Origin of the sequence: Actinoplanes sp. NPDC051861, from assembly GCF_040681145.1 — a bacterium.
Taxonomy (GTDB): domain Bacteria; phylum Actinomycetota; class Actinomycetes; order Mycobacteriales; family Micromonosporaceae; genus Actinoplanes.
Map to the genome: position 1 here is coordinate 1,273,830 of NZ_JBFAYE010000001.1, position 15,123 is coordinate 1,288,952.

The 15,123-nt window shown below is 70.3% G+C and carries 14 protein-coding genes; 9 read left to right on the forward strand and 5 right to left on the reverse strand.

Translation table 11 applies throughout. The features are described 5' to 3' along the window. Positions 1 to 49 precede the first annotated feature (49 nt). The 5 genes from AB0M02_RS06175 to AB0M02_RS06195 are packed head-to-tail and all read left to right on the forward strand — an operon-like array spanning position 50 to position 4,886. Positions 50 to 901: a trypsin-like peptidase domain-containing protein gene (locus tag AB0M02_RS06175; RefSeq protein WP_364222165.1), complete on the forward strand. Its 852-nt coding sequence runs from the start codon at positions 50 to 52 to the stop codon at positions 899 to 901. Between the two features lie 45 nt (positions 902 to 946). Then, on the forward strand, positions 947 to 1,933 hold the full coding sequence (locus AB0M02_RS06180; RefSeq protein ID WP_364222168.1) for a MoxR family ATPase: 987 nt from the start codon (positions 947 to 949) through the stop codon (positions 1,931 to 1,933). Between the two features lie 3 nt (positions 1,934 to 1,936). Next, on the forward strand, positions 1,937 to 2,824 hold the full coding sequence (locus AB0M02_RS06185) for a DUF58 domain-containing protein (RefSeq protein WP_364222171.1): 888 nt from the start codon (positions 1,937 to 1,939) through the stop codon (positions 2,822 to 2,824). Then, complete coding sequence (locus tag AB0M02_RS06190; RefSeq protein ID WP_364222175.1) at positions 2,821 to 3,786, forward strand: VWA domain-containing protein; 966 nt, start codon at positions 2,821 to 2,823, stop codon at positions 3,784 to 3,786. The genes AB0M02_RS06185 and AB0M02_RS06190 overlap by 4 nt, the downstream gene beginning before the upstream one ends. After that, positions 3,786 to 4,886, forward strand: coding sequence for a VWA domain-containing protein (locus AB0M02_RS06195; protein ID WP_364222177.1), 1,101 nt, complete (start codon positions 3,786 to 3,788; stop codon positions 4,884 to 4,886). The genes AB0M02_RS06190 and AB0M02_RS06195 overlap by 1 nt, the downstream gene beginning before the upstream one ends. 239 nt (positions 4,887 to 5,125) lie before the next feature. Here the strand turns inward: AB0M02_RS06195 and AB0M02_RS06200 are convergent, their stop codons facing one another. Both AB0M02_RS06200 and AB0M02_RS06205 read right to left on the reverse strand, forming a co-directional pair. Beyond that, positions 5,126 to 6,955: a TIM barrel protein gene (locus AB0M02_RS06200; protein WP_364222180.1), complete on the reverse strand. Its 1,830-nt coding sequence runs from the start codon at positions 6,953 to 6,955 to the stop codon at positions 5,126 to 5,128. 15 nt (positions 6,956 to 6,970) lie between these two features. Beyond that, positions 6,971 to 7,624, reverse strand: a complete 654-nt coding sequence (locus tag AB0M02_RS06205; protein WP_364222183.1) for a TetR/AcrR family transcriptional regulator — start codon at positions 7,622 to 7,624, stop codon at positions 6,971 to 6,973. A gap of 93 nt (positions 7,625 to 7,717) precedes the next feature. Here AB0M02_RS06205 and AB0M02_RS06210 point away from each other — a divergent pair, with 93 nt between their 5' ends. Continuing rightward, positions 7,718 to 8,548 carry a shikimate dehydrogenase gene (locus AB0M02_RS06210; RefSeq protein ID WP_364222186.1) on the forward strand — a complete coding sequence of 277 codons (831 nt, stop codon included), beginning with the start codon at positions 7,718 to 7,720 and terminating at the stop codon, positions 8,546 to 8,548. 27 nt (positions 8,549 to 8,575) lie between these two features. Next, the gene (locus AB0M02_RS06215; protein WP_364222189.1) at positions 8,576 to 9,964 is read left to right on the forward strand and encodes an Nramp family divalent metal transporter; all 1,389 of its coding nucleotides are present in this window, start codon (positions 8,576 to 8,578) and stop codon (positions 9,962 to 9,964) included. Positions 9,965 to 10,070: 106 nt separating this feature from the next. Here AB0M02_RS06215 and AB0M02_RS06220 read toward each other — a convergent pair whose 3' ends face one another. Then, complete coding sequence (locus AB0M02_RS06220) at positions 10,071 to 10,655, reverse strand: DUF998 domain-containing protein (protein WP_364222192.1); 585 nt, start codon at positions 10,653 to 10,655, stop codon at positions 10,071 to 10,073. A gap of 133 nt (positions 10,656 to 10,788) precedes the next feature. Between AB0M02_RS06220 and AB0M02_RS06225 the strand changes: the two genes are divergently transcribed. Beyond that, positions 10,789 to 11,112 carry a YciI family protein gene (locus tag AB0M02_RS06225; protein ID WP_364222195.1) on the forward strand — a complete coding sequence of 108 codons (324 nt, stop codon included), beginning with the start codon at positions 10,789 to 10,791 and terminating at the stop codon, positions 11,110 to 11,112. A 7-nt stretch (positions 11,113 to 11,119) separates the two neighbouring features. Further along, the gene (locus AB0M02_RS06230) at positions 11,120 to 13,039 is read left to right on the forward strand and encodes a DUF6596 domain-containing protein (RefSeq protein WP_364222197.1); all 1,920 of its coding nucleotides are present in this window, start codon (positions 11,120 to 11,122) and stop codon (positions 13,037 to 13,039) included. Positions 13,040 to 13,093: 54 nt separating this feature from the next. Here the strand turns inward: AB0M02_RS06230 and AB0M02_RS06235 are convergent, their stop codons facing one another. Next, entirely contained in the window at positions 13,094 to 13,843 is a 750-nt protein-coding gene (locus tag AB0M02_RS06235) for a peptidase (protein WP_364222200.1), read from the reverse strand. Between the two features lies 1 nt (position 13,844). Continuing rightward, positions 13,845 to 15,110, reverse strand: coding sequence for a VWA domain-containing protein (locus AB0M02_RS06240; protein ID WP_364222203.1), 1,266 nt, complete (start codon positions 15,108 to 15,110; stop codon positions 13,845 to 13,847). Positions 15,111 to 15,123: the final 13 nt, after the last annotated feature.

Sequence of the window (15,123 nt, forward strand, 5' to 3'; positions counted from 1 at the left end):
GGAATCGCTTCTAGGGTCAAGAAATGCTGAGTGTGGCGGGCGGCCCGTGATGACGGTTCTCCGCACGGAGGGGGCCGAGACACCGGAGCCCGTTCCGGAGGAGACCAAGCGCCGGTGGAACACGCCTGAGCTGCGTAAGAAGCTGAGCAAACGGCTGTTCATCGGTGCTGTTGTGGCGTGGGCTGTCGTGATCACGGTGCTCGTTGGCGTACGCGATGGTGGGGATGAAGAGGTGACGGCCGCCCCGGTGGTCTCGCCGTCCGCTTCGGCCGGGCCTCTGACGGTGGCCGAGGTCTATCAGGCGCTGGCGCCGTCGGTGGTGCTGATCGAGACGACCGGGCACGACTCGGCGAACAAGCTGGAGGCCGGCACCGGGACCGGTGTGATCGCCAACGCGGACGGGACCGTGTTGACCGCGCTGCATGTGGTGGACGGTGCGGAGAGCATTCGGTTGACGTACGCGGACGGCACCAAGGCGGCCGCGGCGATCGCGAGCAAGACCCCTGAGCAGGACATCGCCACGATCACGCCGGAGAAGCTGCCGGAGACGCTCGTGCCGGCGGTGCTGGGCGGTGGGGCGGGGATCGGCGACGACGTGGTGGCGATCGGTAACCCGCTGGGGCTCACCTGGAGCACCAGCAGTGGCGTGGTGTCGGGTCTGGAGCGCACTCTGAACAGGGAGAACGGGGCCGACATCGAGGGGCTCATCCAGTTCGACGCGGCGGTGAACCCGGGTAATTCGGGTGGGCCGCTGATCAACGATCGCGGGCAGGTGATCGGAGTGGTGGTGGCGCTGGCCAACCCGACGGACGCCGGCACGTTCATCGGTATCGGGTTCGCGGTGCCCATCGGCGCGGCGCTGGGTGGCGGCGAGGGTGACGGTCAGGCACCGCCGCTCTAGGAACGAATAAGAAGACGCTAAGAAAAGACAAGGACGGGGTCTTACATGAGCTGGACCGACGCCCCACCGGCCTCCGCCGGGCCGATCGAGAAGGTGCTCTACGAGGTCAAGAAGACCATCGTGGGGCAGGACAACCTCCTCGAGCGGCTGATCGTGGCGCTGCTGGCGCGCGGGCACGTCCTTGTCGAGGGTGTGCCGGGCCTGGCCAAGACGCTCGCCGTGAAGTCGCTCGCGGAGGCGATCGGCGGCGACTTCCACCGGGTGCAGTTCACGCCCGACCTGGTGCCCGCGGACATCGTCGGCACGAGGGTCTATCACCAGCCGACCGGCGAGTTCCAGGTGCAGCTCGGGCCGGTCTTCACGAACCTGCTGCTGGCCGACGAGATCAACCGGGCGCCGGCCAAGGTGCAGAGCGCGCTGCTGGAGACGATGCAGGAGCGGCAGGTCACGATCGGCCGGGAGACGCACAAGCTGCCGGACCCGTTCCTGGTGATGGCGACGCAGAACCCGATCGAGAACGAGGGCGTCTATCCGCTGCCGGAGGCGCAGGTCGACCGTTTCATGATGAAGGTGGTGGTCGGCTACCCGAGTGTCACCGAGGAGTTCGTGGTGGTCGAACGGGCGCTCGCACCGGCGGCCGTGATCCAGCGGATCATCGACCCGGAGACGCTGATCGGGCTCCAGCAGGAGGCCGACCGGGTGTACGTGGACCCGTCGCTGATCGAGTTCGCGGTGAACCTGGCACACGCGACCCGTGAACCGGCGAGGGTGGGCCTGACCGATCTCGCGCGGTACGTCACGTTCGGCGCCAGTCCGCGTTCCTCGATCAGCCTGGTCCTGGCCGCCCGCGCGCTCGCCTACATCCGAGGCCGGGAGTACGTCGTGCCCGAGGACCTCAGCGACCTCGCCCTCGACGTGCTGCGCCACCGGCTCGTGCTCTCGTACGAGGCGCTCTCCGACGACGTGACCCCCGACCTCATCCTGCAGAAGATCCTGACGAACCTGACGTTCCCGGAACCGCGGGGCCGATAGCGCATGGCCACCGCACCGGATCGGCTGCTGCGGCGCCTGGAGTGGAAGCTCGGGCGGCGCCTCGACGGACGCCTGCAGGGTGCCTATCGCACGGTGTGGCACGGCGCGGGCATCGACTTCACCGATCTGCGTACGTACACACCCGAGGACGACGTCCGGCACATCGACTGGAACGTGACCGCGCGGCTGGACGAGCCGCACGTACGGCAGTACACCGAGGACCGCGAGATGACGGCGTGGTTCGTGATCGACCGGTCGGCGTCGATGAAGTTCGGCGGGAACAGCGGCAAGGAGTCGGTGGCGGCTGAGCTGGCGATCGGGCTGGCCAGGCTGGTGAACCAGGGTGGCAACCGGGTCGGCGCGATCCTCTTCGACAACCGCGAGTCCAAGATCATCCCGCCGAGGACGGGGCGGGACCAGATTCTGAGGATCGCGCGGGAGCTCACGAAGGAGCAGAAGGTACACAAGACCACCACAACCACCGACCTGACCGGCATGCTGAGCCTGGCGGCGGCAACGACCCGACGGCGGCGAAGTCTTTTGTTCGTCATGTCCGACTTCATCGGTGACCCGGGCTGGGACAAACCACTCGCCCAGCTGACCCACCGCCACGAGACCGTCGTGATCAGGATCGTCGACCCGTCCGAACTCGAACTCCCCGACGTCGGCCTGATCCTGGTCGAGGACGCGGAGACCGGCGAGACGCTGCTCGTCGACACCAGCGACCCGCTGCTGCGGGGACGGCTCGCCGACCAGGTGGGCGAACGCGAGGACACCCTCGCGGCCGGGATGCGCAGAGCCGGGGTACGCCCGCACCGCGTCACGACCGACCAGGACCTGCTGGCGGTGCTGGTCGACATGGTGCGCCGCTCCGCAGGGGGGCGGCGATGAGCTTCCTCTACCCACTGGTGCTGGGAGTCGCGGTCGTCGTGACGGTGGCGGCAGTTTGGGCGTACACCATCTTGCAGAAACGACGCACGACCGCGCTCGCCGCAGCGGGCCTGACCAGCCGGCAGGGTCGCGTCCGCCGGCACCTGCCCTACGCCCTGCTGCTCGCCGCGCTGCCGATCCTGCTGATCGGGCTGGCCCGGCCGCAGGCCGAGGTCGCCGTGCCGAGGGTGTCCGGCACCGTCCTGCTCGCCTTCGACATCTCCAACAGCATGTCCGCCACCGACGTGGCACCCAGCCGGCTGGCCGCCGCGCAGACCGCCGCCGTCAGCTTCGTCGAGCAGCAGCCCACCACCGTCGACGTCGGCGTGCTGGCCTTCGGCAACCAGGCGCTGCTCACCCAGGCGCCGACCGAGGACCACGCGCTCGCCGCCGCCGCGATCAAGCGGGTCAAGCCGAGCGGCGGCACCTCGCTCGGTGAGGCGATCCTGGTCGGGCTCGGCACGATCACCGGCAAACCGGTCAGCCTGCCCGAGGAGGGTCAGGCGCCGACCACGCAGGACCTGGGGTACTGGCCGTCGGCGACCATGGTGATCTTCTCCGACGGTGAGGAGACCGGCGGGCCGGACGTGCAGGCGGCCGCCGAGCTCGCCGCGGCGGCCGGTGTGCGGATCCAGACGGTCGGCGTCGGCACCGCGCAGGGCGGAACCGTCGAGGTGGACGGCTTCCAGCTGGGCACCGCGCTGGACGAGCAGACGCTGACCGCGATCGCGCAGGTCACCGGCGGCACGTACCGACCGGCCGGTGACGCGGCCGCGCTCGCCGACAGCACCGAGGCGATCGACCTGCGCCTGACCACCGAGAAGGAGCCGATCGAGCTGACCGCGCCGTTCGCGGCGGCCGCCCTGCTGCTCCTGACGCTCGGCGCGCTGCTGGGCACCCGCTGGCACGGAAGGATCGTCTGATGTCGCTGAGCTGGCCGTGGGCACTGCTCGCGCTCCTGGTCGTGCCACTGCTCCTGGTGGCCCGCTGGTGGCTGAACCGGCGCCGCAAGCGTGCCGCCGTCACCGTGTCGAGCATCGCCCTGATCCGGGCCGCGCTGCCCGGGCGGACCGCGTGGCGCCGCCGCATCCCGGTCTTCCTCTTCCTGGCCGGGCTGCTCGCGCTCGCCGGAGCGGTGGCCCGCCCGCAGGCGTCGATGAAGGTCCCGTCGAACAACACCACGATCCTGCTGGCCATCGACGTCTCCGGCTCGATGTGCAACACCGACATCGCCCCGAACCGGCTCGCCGTCGCCGCCGACGCGGCCCGCGAGTTCGTCGAGTCCCAGGACGGCGAGACCCGGATCGGGCTGGTGGCCTTCTCCGGCATCGCGGGCCTGCTCGTACCGCCGACCACCGAGCGCGAGCCGCTGCTCAGCTCGATCGACACGCTGAAGACAGCTCGCGGCACCGCGATCGGCCAGGCCATCCTGACCTCCATCGACGCGATCGCCGAGATGAACCCGGACGTGGCGGCAACCGGCGTTGATCTCGCGGACACGCCGCCGGGCGGTTCGGGCGACTACCAGGCCGACACGATCGTGGTCCTCACCGACGGTTCGAACACCACGGGCGTGGACCCGGTGACGGCGGCCGAGCAGGCGGCGGCGCGGCGGCTGCGTGTCTACACGATCGGTTTCGGCACGACCGAGCCGCAGCAACTGGTCTGCACGGCGGACCAGATCAGCGGCGACTCGTCGTTCGGCGGGCGCCAGTTCGGCGGGGGCGGTGGCTTCGGCGGCTTCGGCGGCCGCGGCGGCGGCAACCGGGAGATCGACGAGGAAGCACTCACGCAGGTCGCCGACCTCACCGGCGGCCGCTACTTCAAGGCCGAGGACGCGGAGCAGCTCACCGACGTGCTCAGCGATCTCCCGAGCGAGTTCGGCCTGGTCGAGCAGGACGTCGAGGTCACGGTCTGGTTCGTGCTGCTGGGGGCTCTGCTGACCTTCAGCGGAGTGGGTTTGTCACTCTGGTGGAACAGAGGACCAAATCAGAGATACGTGTCGACCAACAAGCCCTCGTGAGTCAGCGCGGCCACATCGCGGCACCGGGCCGCAGCGCGGCCGCCGGGACACGTCAGTGGTCACCGGTTCGCCACGCGCCGAGCGGCGTCGCGCCGAAACGCGGCGCGGCGTGCACACCGAGGCCGTACTCGGTGCGTGCCCGGCCCGCGGCGCCCCTCTCCGTCAGGTGACCGGTGCGGCTGAAGCGCAGTGCCTGCTCGCCGGGTCCGCCGTAGTGCAGGTCGAGCAGGCCCGCCTGACTATGCCGGATCGTCGGTGGTCAGCCGTTGGTGGCGTTGGGCGGCCATCTGAACCGGGGCGTTGGGTTCGCCGAAGCGGTCGTAGCCGTTGCGTCGTTCGACGATTTCGAAGAAGACACGGCCGCCCAGGACGGGTGTGTAGAGGTGCAGCAGTTCGCCGCCGGTCGTGTCGCGGTCGTAGAGGATGCCGTACCGGCTCAGCGTCGCCACGAAGTCGTCGTCCAGGGCGAATCTGGCGGCCAGGTCGGCGTAGTAGTTGTCCGGGACCGGCAGGCGGGGCAGGGTCAGCGCGGCGGCGGTGGCCACGATGTCGGCGGTGCTGAACGCGACGTGCTGCGGGTCGGACACAGCGGGCGCCCAGTCGCCGCGGCGCAGGAGGGCGACGGTGAGCGCCAGCCGGACGCCGCGGCCGGGGGTGGCGATGGCGCGGGAGCGCATCATGCCGAACGGTGCCGCGTACTCCTCGGTGGCGAGATGTTCCAGCCCCAGCACGGAGTGGTAGAAGAGGCCGGCCTCGTCGAAGTTGTCGAACGGCTGGGCGAGTCCGAGATGGTCGGTGGTCAGCAGGCCGGTCGTGTTCGCGGGGGTGGTACCGGTCGGCAGGAAGTCGGAGCGCCAGTCGTTGTCCGGGCGGGTCACGAAGACGCTCGTGCCGTCCGGGGCGATGATCGCGGCGAGTTCGGCCTCGCCTGGCTCGCGGACGTTGGGGTGCGCCGGCGCGGCCAGGGCCTCGGCGCGGCGCAGCGACCGGTCGGCGTCGGTGGAGGCTACGGCGAACGCGCTGATCGCGGCACCGGGGCGGGTGACCGCGCTGTTCAGCACGATCCGGCAGGCGTTCTGCTCCCAGAGTTCGACCGGCTTGGTGCGGTGCTGACCGGTGTGGGTGAAGCCGAGCCCGCGCAGTGCGGTGCGCAGTTCCGGCCCGGAGCGGCCGTCCACGGCGAACTCGGTGAAGGAGTGACCGGTGAGCTCCGGCGCCCCGGGCAGACGCCGGATCGGGCGGTCCTGTGTGGAGCGGGCGTCGTCCAGTCCGTCCTCGAGGGCGATCAGGGAGCGCATCGCGTCGACGGCGGTGCGGGCCGGGTCGGACTGGCGGAAGACGTCGTTGAAGACCTCGAGGGAGAGCGGGCCGTCGTAGCCGGCGGCCAGCACCAGGCCGACGAAGCCGGGCAGGTCGAAGGCGCCCTGTCCGGGGAACAGGCGGTGGTGGCGGCTCCACTGCAGGACGTCCATCCGCAGGTACGGCGCGTCCGCCAGCTGCAGGAAGAAGATCTTTCCGGGTGTGATGGCGGCGATGCCCTCGGGGCTGACGTCGCGGGAGAGGACGTGGAAGGAGTCGAGGCAGAGCCCGAGGTTGGGGTGGTCGGCGCGCTGGACGATCCGCCAGGAGTGGTCCCAGGTGGAGACGTGGCGGCCCCACGCGAGGGCCTCGTACGCAATCCTGATTTTTCGTTCTTGTGCCTTTTCGGCCAGAAGCCGGAGCTGGGCGGCGGCGAGCTCGTCGTCGTCGCTGCTCTCGGGCGACACCGATGAGCAGACCAGGATGGTGTCGACGCCCAGCTCGGCCATCACGTCGAACTTCCGCTCGGCCCGATCACGATTTTTCCGAAAAATCGGATCGGGGACTGCCTCGAAGTCCCGGAACGGCTGGTAGAGGTCGATCGAGAGCCCCAGATCAGCGCAGCGGGACCGGATCTCCTTGGGCGACCACGGCGAGACCACCAGATCGTTCTCGAACAGCTCGATGCCGTCGAACCCGGCCGCCGCGGCGGCGGTGAGTTTGTCGTCCAGCGTGCCGGACACGCAGACCGTGGCGATCGAGCGGCGCATGGGGAACCCTCCTGATTACCGTTTCAGATATCCGGTGACCAGGTCGCCGAGCATCGTGCGGTAGTGATCACGCCGCGCCGGGTCCAGCAGGTCCCGGTCGAAGAGCGCGCCGAACGTGTGCCGGTTGGCGACCCGGAAGAAGCAGAACGAACTGATCATCATGTGGACGTCGAGGGCGTCCACGTCGTCGCGGAACAGGCCCTCCGCGCGGCCCCGCTCCAGCACGTTGCGCAGCAGGGCGACGGCCGAGCTGTTCAGGTCGACCAGGCCGGCGACGTGGCCCATGTGCTTGGCGTGCTGCGCGTTCTCGACGCCGACGAGCTTGATGAACGCGGGGTGCGCCTCGTGGTGGTCGAAGGTGACCTCGGCGAGGCGGCGCACGGCAGCGGCCGGCTCGAGGTGATCGACGTCGACGGTCCTCTCGGCGGCGCGGATCTCGGAGTAGGCCCGCTCCAGAACCGCGAGGTAGAGGCCCTCCTTGCCGCCGAAGTAGTAGTAGATCATCCGCTTCGTGGTGCGGGTCCGCGCGGCGATCTCGTCCACCCGGGCACCGCTGTATCCACGCTCGGCGAACTCGTCGGTGGCCACCCAGACAATCTCGGCACGCGTGCGCTCGGCGTCGCGCCGCCGCTCGCCCACCGGTGCCGACATCGATTTCTCCTGCGTCATAGGGACAAGTCTGCCGTGGGGCTTGACAGTGTCCACCGTCACACCCGATAACTAACGTACCAGTTCGTACATTAGCGATTCCAGGGGCGTGACATGGCGCGGTGCAGTTGCGGGTTGATCGGAACGGGGATCGGCACGTCGCTGTCACCGGCGCTGCACGAGGCCGAGGGCCGCAGTCAGGGCCTCGACCTGAGTTACACCCTGTTCGACGCCTCGGCCCCGGCCGATCTGGAGAAGTCGCTGGACGAGGCGGAAGGGGCCGGCTTCGCCGGTCTCAACATCACCCATCCCTTCAAACAGCAGGTGATCGAGCTGCTCGACCACCTGTCGCCACAGGCCCGCGCCATCGGTGCGGTCAATACCGTGGTCTTCCGCGACGGGGAGCGGCAGGGCCACAACACCGACGCGTACGGGTTCACCGAGGCGTTCCGGGCCACCCTGCCCGGCGCCCGCACCCGGCACGTCGTGCAACTCGGCGCGGGCGGTGCCGGAGCCGCCTGCGCCTATGCCCAGCTCAGCATGGGCGTCGAGCGGCTGACGATCGTCGACCCGGACGCGGGCCGTCGCGAGTCGCTCGCCGCACATGTGAACGACACCCGCGTCACCGTGGCCGCTCCCGCCGAGCTGCCGGACGTGATCGCGGACGCCGACGGTCTGGTCAACACCAGCCCGATCGGTATGCGAGCCCACCCGGGAATGCCGCTGCCCGCAGAGCTGCTCCACCGTGGCCTGTGGGTCGTCGACATCGTTTACATGCCGGTGGAGACGGAGCTGCTGCGCGCGGCCCGTGTTGCCGGTCTGCAGGCGGTCGGCGGCACGGCGATGTGCGCTTATCAGGCCGCCGCCGCGTTCCAGCACTTCACCGGGCGTACCCCTGACACCGCGCGGATGCTGCGTCACCTCGACGTGCTGCTCCGCGCGTGACCCCCCTCCCACTTCCTGGAGTGCGGCATGCTCACCGAAACCACTACTCGTGAACTACCCGAACCCCTCTCACTGCGCCGGATGATCGGACCCGGCGTGGTCGCCGTCGGCATCGGCATGGCGGCCGGCGAGATCATCCTCTGGCCGTACCTGACTGCGATCGGCGGACTCGGGCTGCTCTGGCTCGCGTTCACCACGCTTGCCGTGCAGTTCGTCATCAACATGGAGATCGAGCGGTACACCCTGGCCACCGGGCAGACCGTCGTCGCCGGCTTCTCGCGCTGGTGGAAGGGCTGGGGCATCATCATCTGCCTGGCCGGCGCGTTCCAGTACGTGTGGCCGGGATGGGCGACGAGCGGCTCGACCGTCTTCACGTACCTGATCGGCGGCGGTGACCCGGTCTGGATCACCGTGGCCAGCCTGGTGATCGTCGGCCTGCTGCTGTCGCTGTCCAAGGTGGTCTACAAGACCGTCGAGCGGGTCGAGACGCTCAAGGTCGCGCTGACCCTGTTCTTCCTCGCCGTCGTCGTGGTCTTCGTGATCTCGCTGAACACCTGGGGCGAGGGCGCCAAGGCCACGGTGACCGAGTTCGGCCAGATCCCGGACGGCATCACGTTCACCCTGCTGCTCAGCGCGATCGGTGCGGCCGGTGCTGGTGGCGTGCACAACCTGGTGCTGAGCAACTGGATCCGGGACAAGCGGTACGGCATGGGCGCCCACGTCCCCCGCCTGATCTCGCCGATCACGGGTCAGGAGGAGGCGGCCGGCTCGGAGGACCGGTACACGTTCCCGACCGACGAGGCCACGATGAGCCGCTGGGCCGTCTGGTGGAAGCGGGCCAACATCGAGCACCTCGTCACGTTCGTGGCGGTCTGTTTCGTGACGATCGGCGTGATGAGCCTGCTGGCGTACGAGACGCTGTTCGGCCGCGACGACCTCAAGTCGGATCCGTCCTTCCTCCGGATCCAGGGCGACATCTTCGCGGGCGAGGTCGGCACCTGGCTCAAGCTGCTCTTCCTGGCCGTCGCGGCGGTCTCGCTCTGGGCGGCGGCGATGGGCCTGCTCGACATCATCGGCCGGGTCGCCTCGGACTTCCTCAGCCGCAACTACCTGGCCGGCTCCACCCGCTGGACCGAGCCGCGCATCTACCTCGCGGTGGTGTGGGGCGAGATCCTGCTCGGCTCGGCGATCCTGCTGGCCGGCTTCACCCAGCCGCTCGGCCTGCTGATCGTCTCCACGTGCGCCGCCTCGGTGGTGACCCTCCTGTACTCGATCCTGCTCGTCAAACTCAACACCCGTGACCTGCCGGCGCCGATCCGGATGAGGGGCTGGCGACTGGGCGGCATGCTGGTCGCGATCGGCTTCTACGGCTTCTTCGCCCTGGCCATGGTCGTCACCCAGCTCGACCGCCTCTAACCCCAAGCCCAGCGTGTGGAGTTCGGGCGCGTATGTGGGCCGAACTCCACACGCTGGGTGGGTTGTGGTTGGTGTGTGGAGTTGGGGTGTGTATGTGGGCCGAACTTCACACGCTGGGTTGGGGGTGGAGGGAGAGGAAGGACATTGCGGTGATTGCGCCGATTGCCAGGGTCAGGGTGCCGGCCACGCCGCCGGACATCGCCCACAGGTCACCGGCGAGCAGGGCGGTGCCGGCCACGGCGGCGGCGACGGCTCCGGCGCGCGAGCCGGCCCTGGCGTATCGCCGGGCGAGCACGTAACAGACGGCGATCAGCGCGGTGAAGGTGATCGTGCCGGCGACCATGTGACCGATCGAGTGCCAGCTCATCGCGGCCGGATCCGCGGACAGCGGGTCCATCACCAGCGCGCCGGCGGCGATCATGCCGAAGCCGGCGATCCGGGTCAGCCGGGGCGCCCACCGTCCGTCCAGGCTGCGGGCGCCGACGACCATCAGCAGGCCGGCCACCACGAAGTTGACGATTTGCAGCCAGCCGAGGGAACCCGTGCTGAGCAGGCTCAACGGGTGCCGCATGAGGTCGAATCCGTCGCGGGTGAAAGCCTGGGCCAGGGAGACGGTCGCCCAGAGCGGTCCGGCGGCGGCAAGTGCCGCCTTCGAGACATCAGGGGTACGGGTGAAAGCAACAGCGGTCATGTCGGCTCCTTCGTTGTCGGTCTCTGCCAGGACGTCGTTGCTCCGATGTGACAGGTAATGATGGAATTACCTGTCACATCGGCTGCTTCGACGTCGAGGTGTCCCAGAGATCCGCAACGAACGGAGTGACACCATGCGTTACCTGATGCTGTCGAAGGCCGGGAGCACGCCGCCGGACGCGAAGCTCTACGCCGACATGGCCGCCTTCGTCGAGGAGCTGACCGCTTCCGGCGTCCTGCTCGCGACCGGTGGGCTCGACCCGGCCGGCTTCAAGATGACCTCCGAGGGCGACGAGATCACCGTGACCGACGGGCCGTTCACCGAGGCCAAGGAGGCGATCGGAGGGTTCGCCCTGATCGAGGTCCGCTCCCGGGAGGAGGCGATCGAGCTGGGCCACCGGTTCCGGAAGATCGTCGGAGACGGGGAGAGCGTGATCCACCAGGTCTTCGGCCCGTGACCCGCTGATGTCCGGCATCTCGGCCACGGTCGGCGCCGTCTGGAAGCAGGAGTCCGCGCGCATCGTCGCCGGGCTCCTGCGGCTCGTCCACGACGTCGGCCTGGCGGAGGAGATGGCGCAGGAGGCGCTGGTCGCGGCGCTGGAGCAGTGGCCGGCCGCGGGGGTTCCGGACAATCCGGGCGCCTGGCTCATGACGATCGCCAAACGCCGGGCGGTGGATCACCTACGGCGGTCGTCGCGCCTGACCGACCTGGACGCCGAGAGGCCGGCGTCCGGATCGCACACGGGGGCTCCGGATGCCCCCGGAGCGCCGGCCGGCGGCGACATTCAGGGCGAGCCCGGCTCCGGGGACGACGTGCTCCGGCTGATGTTCATCGCCTGTCATCCGGTGCTGCCGACCGGAGCCCGGGTGGCGCTGACGCTCCGGGTGGTGGCCGGCCTGACCGCCGCGGAGATCGCTCGGGCCTTCCTGACCGGGGAGGCGGCCATCGCCCAGCGGATCGCGGCGGCCAAGCGGACCCTGGCGGAGGCGCAGGTGGCCTACGGGCTGCCGGACGGTGCTGAGCTGCGCGAACGTCTGTCGTCCGTCCTCGAGGTCGTCTATCTGATCTTCAACGAGGGGTACTCGGCCACCTCCGGCGCGGAGCTGATCCGCGGTGACCTGTGCCTGGAGGCGCTGCGGCTGGGCCGGCTGCTCGCGGGTCTGGCGCCGGACCAGGCCGAGGTGCACGGGCTCGTGGCGCTCATGGAGATCCAGCAGTCGCGGGCGGGGGCGCGTACCGGGCCGGACGGCGAGCCGGTCCCGCTGCACGAGCAGAACCGCGGGCGCTGGGACCGGCTGCTCATCGAGCGCGGGTTCGCCGCGATGCTGCGGGCGCGCGAGGCGGGCGGTCCGCCCGGGCCCTACCTCCTGCAAGCTGCGATCGCGGTCTGCCACACGGCGGAAAAGACCGATTGGGTACGCGTCGCCGCGCTCTACGAGTCTCTGGAACGCCTCATGCCCACCCCGGTCGTCCGGCTGAACCGTGCCGTGGCCGTCGGTTTCGCCGACGGTCCGCAGGCCGGGCTGGACCTGCTCGACGACGTGCAGCTCGCGGACTACCACCTGCTTCCCGGTGTCCGCGGCGATCTGCTGGTCCGGCTCGGCCGTCCCGCCGAGGCGCGCCGGGAACTGGAGCGGGCCGCCGGACTGACCCGCAACACCGCCGAACGTGACTTCCTGCTGCGCCGGGCCGCCTCCCTCGCGCTGCCCGAGCACGACGGCCCGCTCCTGGGCCTGTCCGCCGACTCGTTCCTGACCGGTCTCGCTCCGGCCACCGCCCGTGCCTATGAGCAGTCGCTGCGCCGGATCGTCAGGGCTCTGGGCGAGCGCACCCCGCTCTCCGCCGTCACCGCGAGCCAGTTGGCCGAGGCCTGTTCGGGTGCCTGGCCGCGTGTCGCGCCCCGAAGCTGGAACCGCCACGTGTCCGCGATCCGCTCCTTCACCACCTGGGCAGGCACCCCGATCCTGGCCGCCGGACTGCGCTCCAGGCCGGTCGAGTCCGTTTCGGCGCCGCCCGGCCCACGACCGGTGACCGGCGGCGTCAACCTCCGGGAACGAGTCCTCTGGTCCCTGCTGGCCGAGTCCGGTGCCAGGGTCGGTGCGGTGCTGGGGCTCAACGTCGAGGACCTCGACCTGGACGACCGGAGCGCCGGACCCGTCGTCTGGCGCTCCGGCACCGCCCGGCTGCTGCCCGCCCTGATCGGCGACCGCACCCGTGGCCCGCTGTTCCTCTCCGACCGGCGACCGGGTCCCGGCCGCCCACCCGCCGCGGTGGATCTCTGTCCCGAGACGGGCAGGCGGCGCCTGTCCTACGAGCGAGCCGAGTACCTCTGCAAACAGGCGACCGGCCACACCCTCCGCCACTTCCGCGGCACCACCATCTAGCTGGCAAGATCTTGGAGAGTTGTGGCTCGTATACGGGCGTAACTCTCCAAGATCTCAGGGGGATTGGGGGCGGCGGCGGGTCCAGGAGAAGCCGAGAAGGCCGGTGAGGGCGGCGAGGACGCCACCCGCGGCGGTCCAGATCCAGCGGGCGGAGAAGTCGGGGAGCCAGTCGGCGGAGAGGGCCGGCTCGGGTTCGGCTGACGGTGTGACGGCGGGGCTGGTGAGGATCTTGCCGGGGTGGTTCTCGGGTACCAGTGGGGCGGCCAGGACACCCTGGTCGGCGTTGGTGTCGCCGGTGGGGGTGGTCAGGGTGAGGGCGACCTCGACCGGGAGGCCCAGGTCCTTCTCGGGTAGCTCGGTGGTGGAGAGCCGGATGTAGTAGGTGCCGGGGAGCGGGTCGCCGTCCCACGGCTCGGCCCAGGAGCGGATCTGGCGCAGCCGGCAGCCGAGGGTGACGCGGGTGTCGGTGGTGGTGGCCACGGGGCTCTGGGCTCCGGCCACGCAGGCCTGGCGGCGGCGCAGGCCGTCGAAGACCTCCACGGTCCAGGACTGGTCACCGGTGCGGTCGGCGGACGGTGGCAGGTCGACGGTGAGCGCGAGTTCCGGGCGCTGGGCGGCGCCGGCCGGGAAGGACCAGTAGAGGTGGTCGCCGGTCACGGCGCTGACCTGGACGGGCTGGTCGGGGGAGATCGTCACGGCGGTGAGGAAGGACGTGCCGGCGGTGCTGATCTCGGCCGGGGCGAGTGGGGTGAGGAGTGGGAGCAGCGCTGTGGTGAGAGCGGTGGCGGTCAGGGGGATCGGCATGTCAGTTCTCCCTCCACTTGGCGACCCACCAGCGGGTCAGCCAGCCGGTCAGGACGCCGGCGACGAGGCCCGCCGCGGCGAGCACGAGGAGCAGGAGCCAGCCGCGGCCGAGGCCGGGGGCGTCCGGGGTGTCCGAGGCGTCGACGAGGCCGACGGTGAGTTCGACCGGCATGCCGGGGGCGCCGGCCGCGGTGGCCGAGGCGAACGAGTTGCTGACGATCAGGCACACGTCGTTCGAGGCAGCGCCGGAGTCGGAGTCGGAGTCGGAGGAGGGGAGGGACCAGCGCAGGCCGGTGGAGAGGACGTCGGCTCGGCCGCTGCCGGCGTCGACCCCTCGGACGAGTTCGCGGCCGTCGGGGGCGGCGGCTTTCAGGAGGACGCCGTAGTCGCGGTTCAGGGGCCGGTCCAGGGAGATGCTCACCGAGGCGCGCAGTTCCTGGTCGGGCCGGACGGCGACGCGGTAGAAGCGGTGCTGCCCGATCAGCTCGCGGTCGGTGTAGACGCCGGCGGCCAGCAGCGGCGCGCCCTCGCAGTCCTCGGTGCCGGCGACCACGGCCGGGGTGACGGGCGGCGGAAGGGCGGCCCGGTCGACCAGTTGCTTGATCCGGTCGGTCAGCTCCTCCTCGCTCTTGGCCGAGGCGTACGTGCCACCGGTCGCCGTCGAGATGCAGACCAGCTGCTTGCGGGTCTTCTCGTCGGGAGTCAGGCCGAGCGTGTCCACGACCAGGCTGGTGCCCTGTGCGGCCAGTTCCCGCGCCACCTCGCACGGGTCGGGCGGGGTGCAGGTGTCCTCGCCGTCGGTGATCAGCACGATCCGGCGTACCGAGCCGGTGTCGCCGAGATCGGTCGCCGCCCCGCGCAGGGCCAGGCCGATCGGGGTGAAACCGGTCGGCTGAAGGCTCGCGATGGCGTTCTTGGCGGCGACCCGGTTGACCGGGCCGACCGGCACGATCTGCTGGGTGTCCCGGCAACCGGTCCGCTTGTTCTTGCCGCCGTACGTGGCGCCGAGCACCCGGATGCCGAGCTGCGTGGTCTCCGGCAGCGCGTCGACGACGTCGTTGAAGGCCTGCTTCGCGACGTCCATCCGGGTGGCGCCGTCGATGTCGGCGGCGCGCATCGAGCCGCTCACGTCGAGGACGAGTTCGACGCGGGGCGGATCGGTCTCGGTCTCGGGGACCTCGTCGGCGCGGGCGGGAGTGGCGCCGAGCAGCGCCGAGGCCGCGATCAATCCGATTGCTGCCACTTTGGACAGTTTACTGTGGATCACGCGGCAAGATCAT

Coding starts and splice junctions, on each gene's coding strand:
- AB0M02_RS06225 (WP_364222195.1), top strand. CDS start 10,789: ATGCGTTACCTGATGCTGTCGAAGGCCGGGAGCACGCCGCCGGACGCG.
- AB0M02_RS06230 (WP_364222197.1), top strand. CDS start 11,120: ATGTCCGGCATCTCGGCCACGGTCGGCGCCGTCTGGAAGCAGGAGTCC.
- AB0M02_RS06220 (WP_364222192.1), bottom strand. CDS start 10,655: ATGACCGCTGTTGCTTTCACCCGTACCCCTGATGTCTCGAAGGCGGCA.
- AB0M02_RS06205 (WP_364222183.1), bottom strand. CDS start 7,624: ATGACGCAGGAGAAATCGATGTCGGCACCGGTGGGCGAGCGGCGGCGC.
- AB0M02_RS06215 (WP_364222189.1), top strand. CDS start 8,576: ATGCTCACCGAAACCACTACTCGTGAACTACCCGAACCCCTCTCACTG.
- AB0M02_RS06175 (WP_364222165.1), top strand. CDS start 50: ATGACGGTTCTCCGCACGGAGGGGGCCGAGACACCGGAGCCCGTTCCG.
- AB0M02_RS06190 (WP_364222175.1), top strand. CDS start 2,821: ATGAGCTTCCTCTACCCACTGGTGCTGGGAGTCGCGGTCGTCGTGACG.
- AB0M02_RS06235 (WP_364222200.1), bottom strand. CDS start 13,843: ATGCCGATCCCCCTGACCGCCACCGCTCTCACCACAGCGCTGCTCCCA.
- AB0M02_RS06180 (WP_364222168.1), top strand. CDS start 947: ATGAGCTGGACCGACGCCCCACCGGCCTCCGCCGGGCCGATCGAGAAG.
- AB0M02_RS06195 (WP_364222177.1), top strand. CDS start 3,786: ATGTCGCTGAGCTGGCCGTGGGCACTGCTCGCGCTCCTGGTCGTGCCA.
- AB0M02_RS06200 (WP_364222180.1), bottom strand. CDS start 6,955: ATGCGCCGCTCGATCGCCACGGTCTGCGTGTCCGGCACGCTGGACGAC.
- AB0M02_RS06185 (WP_364222171.1), top strand. CDS start 1,937: ATGGCCACCGCACCGGATCGGCTGCTGCGGCGCCTGGAGTGGAAGCTC.
- AB0M02_RS06210 (WP_364222186.1), top strand. CDS start 7,718: ATGGCGCGGTGCAGTTGCGGGTTGATCGGAACGGGGATCGGCACGTCG.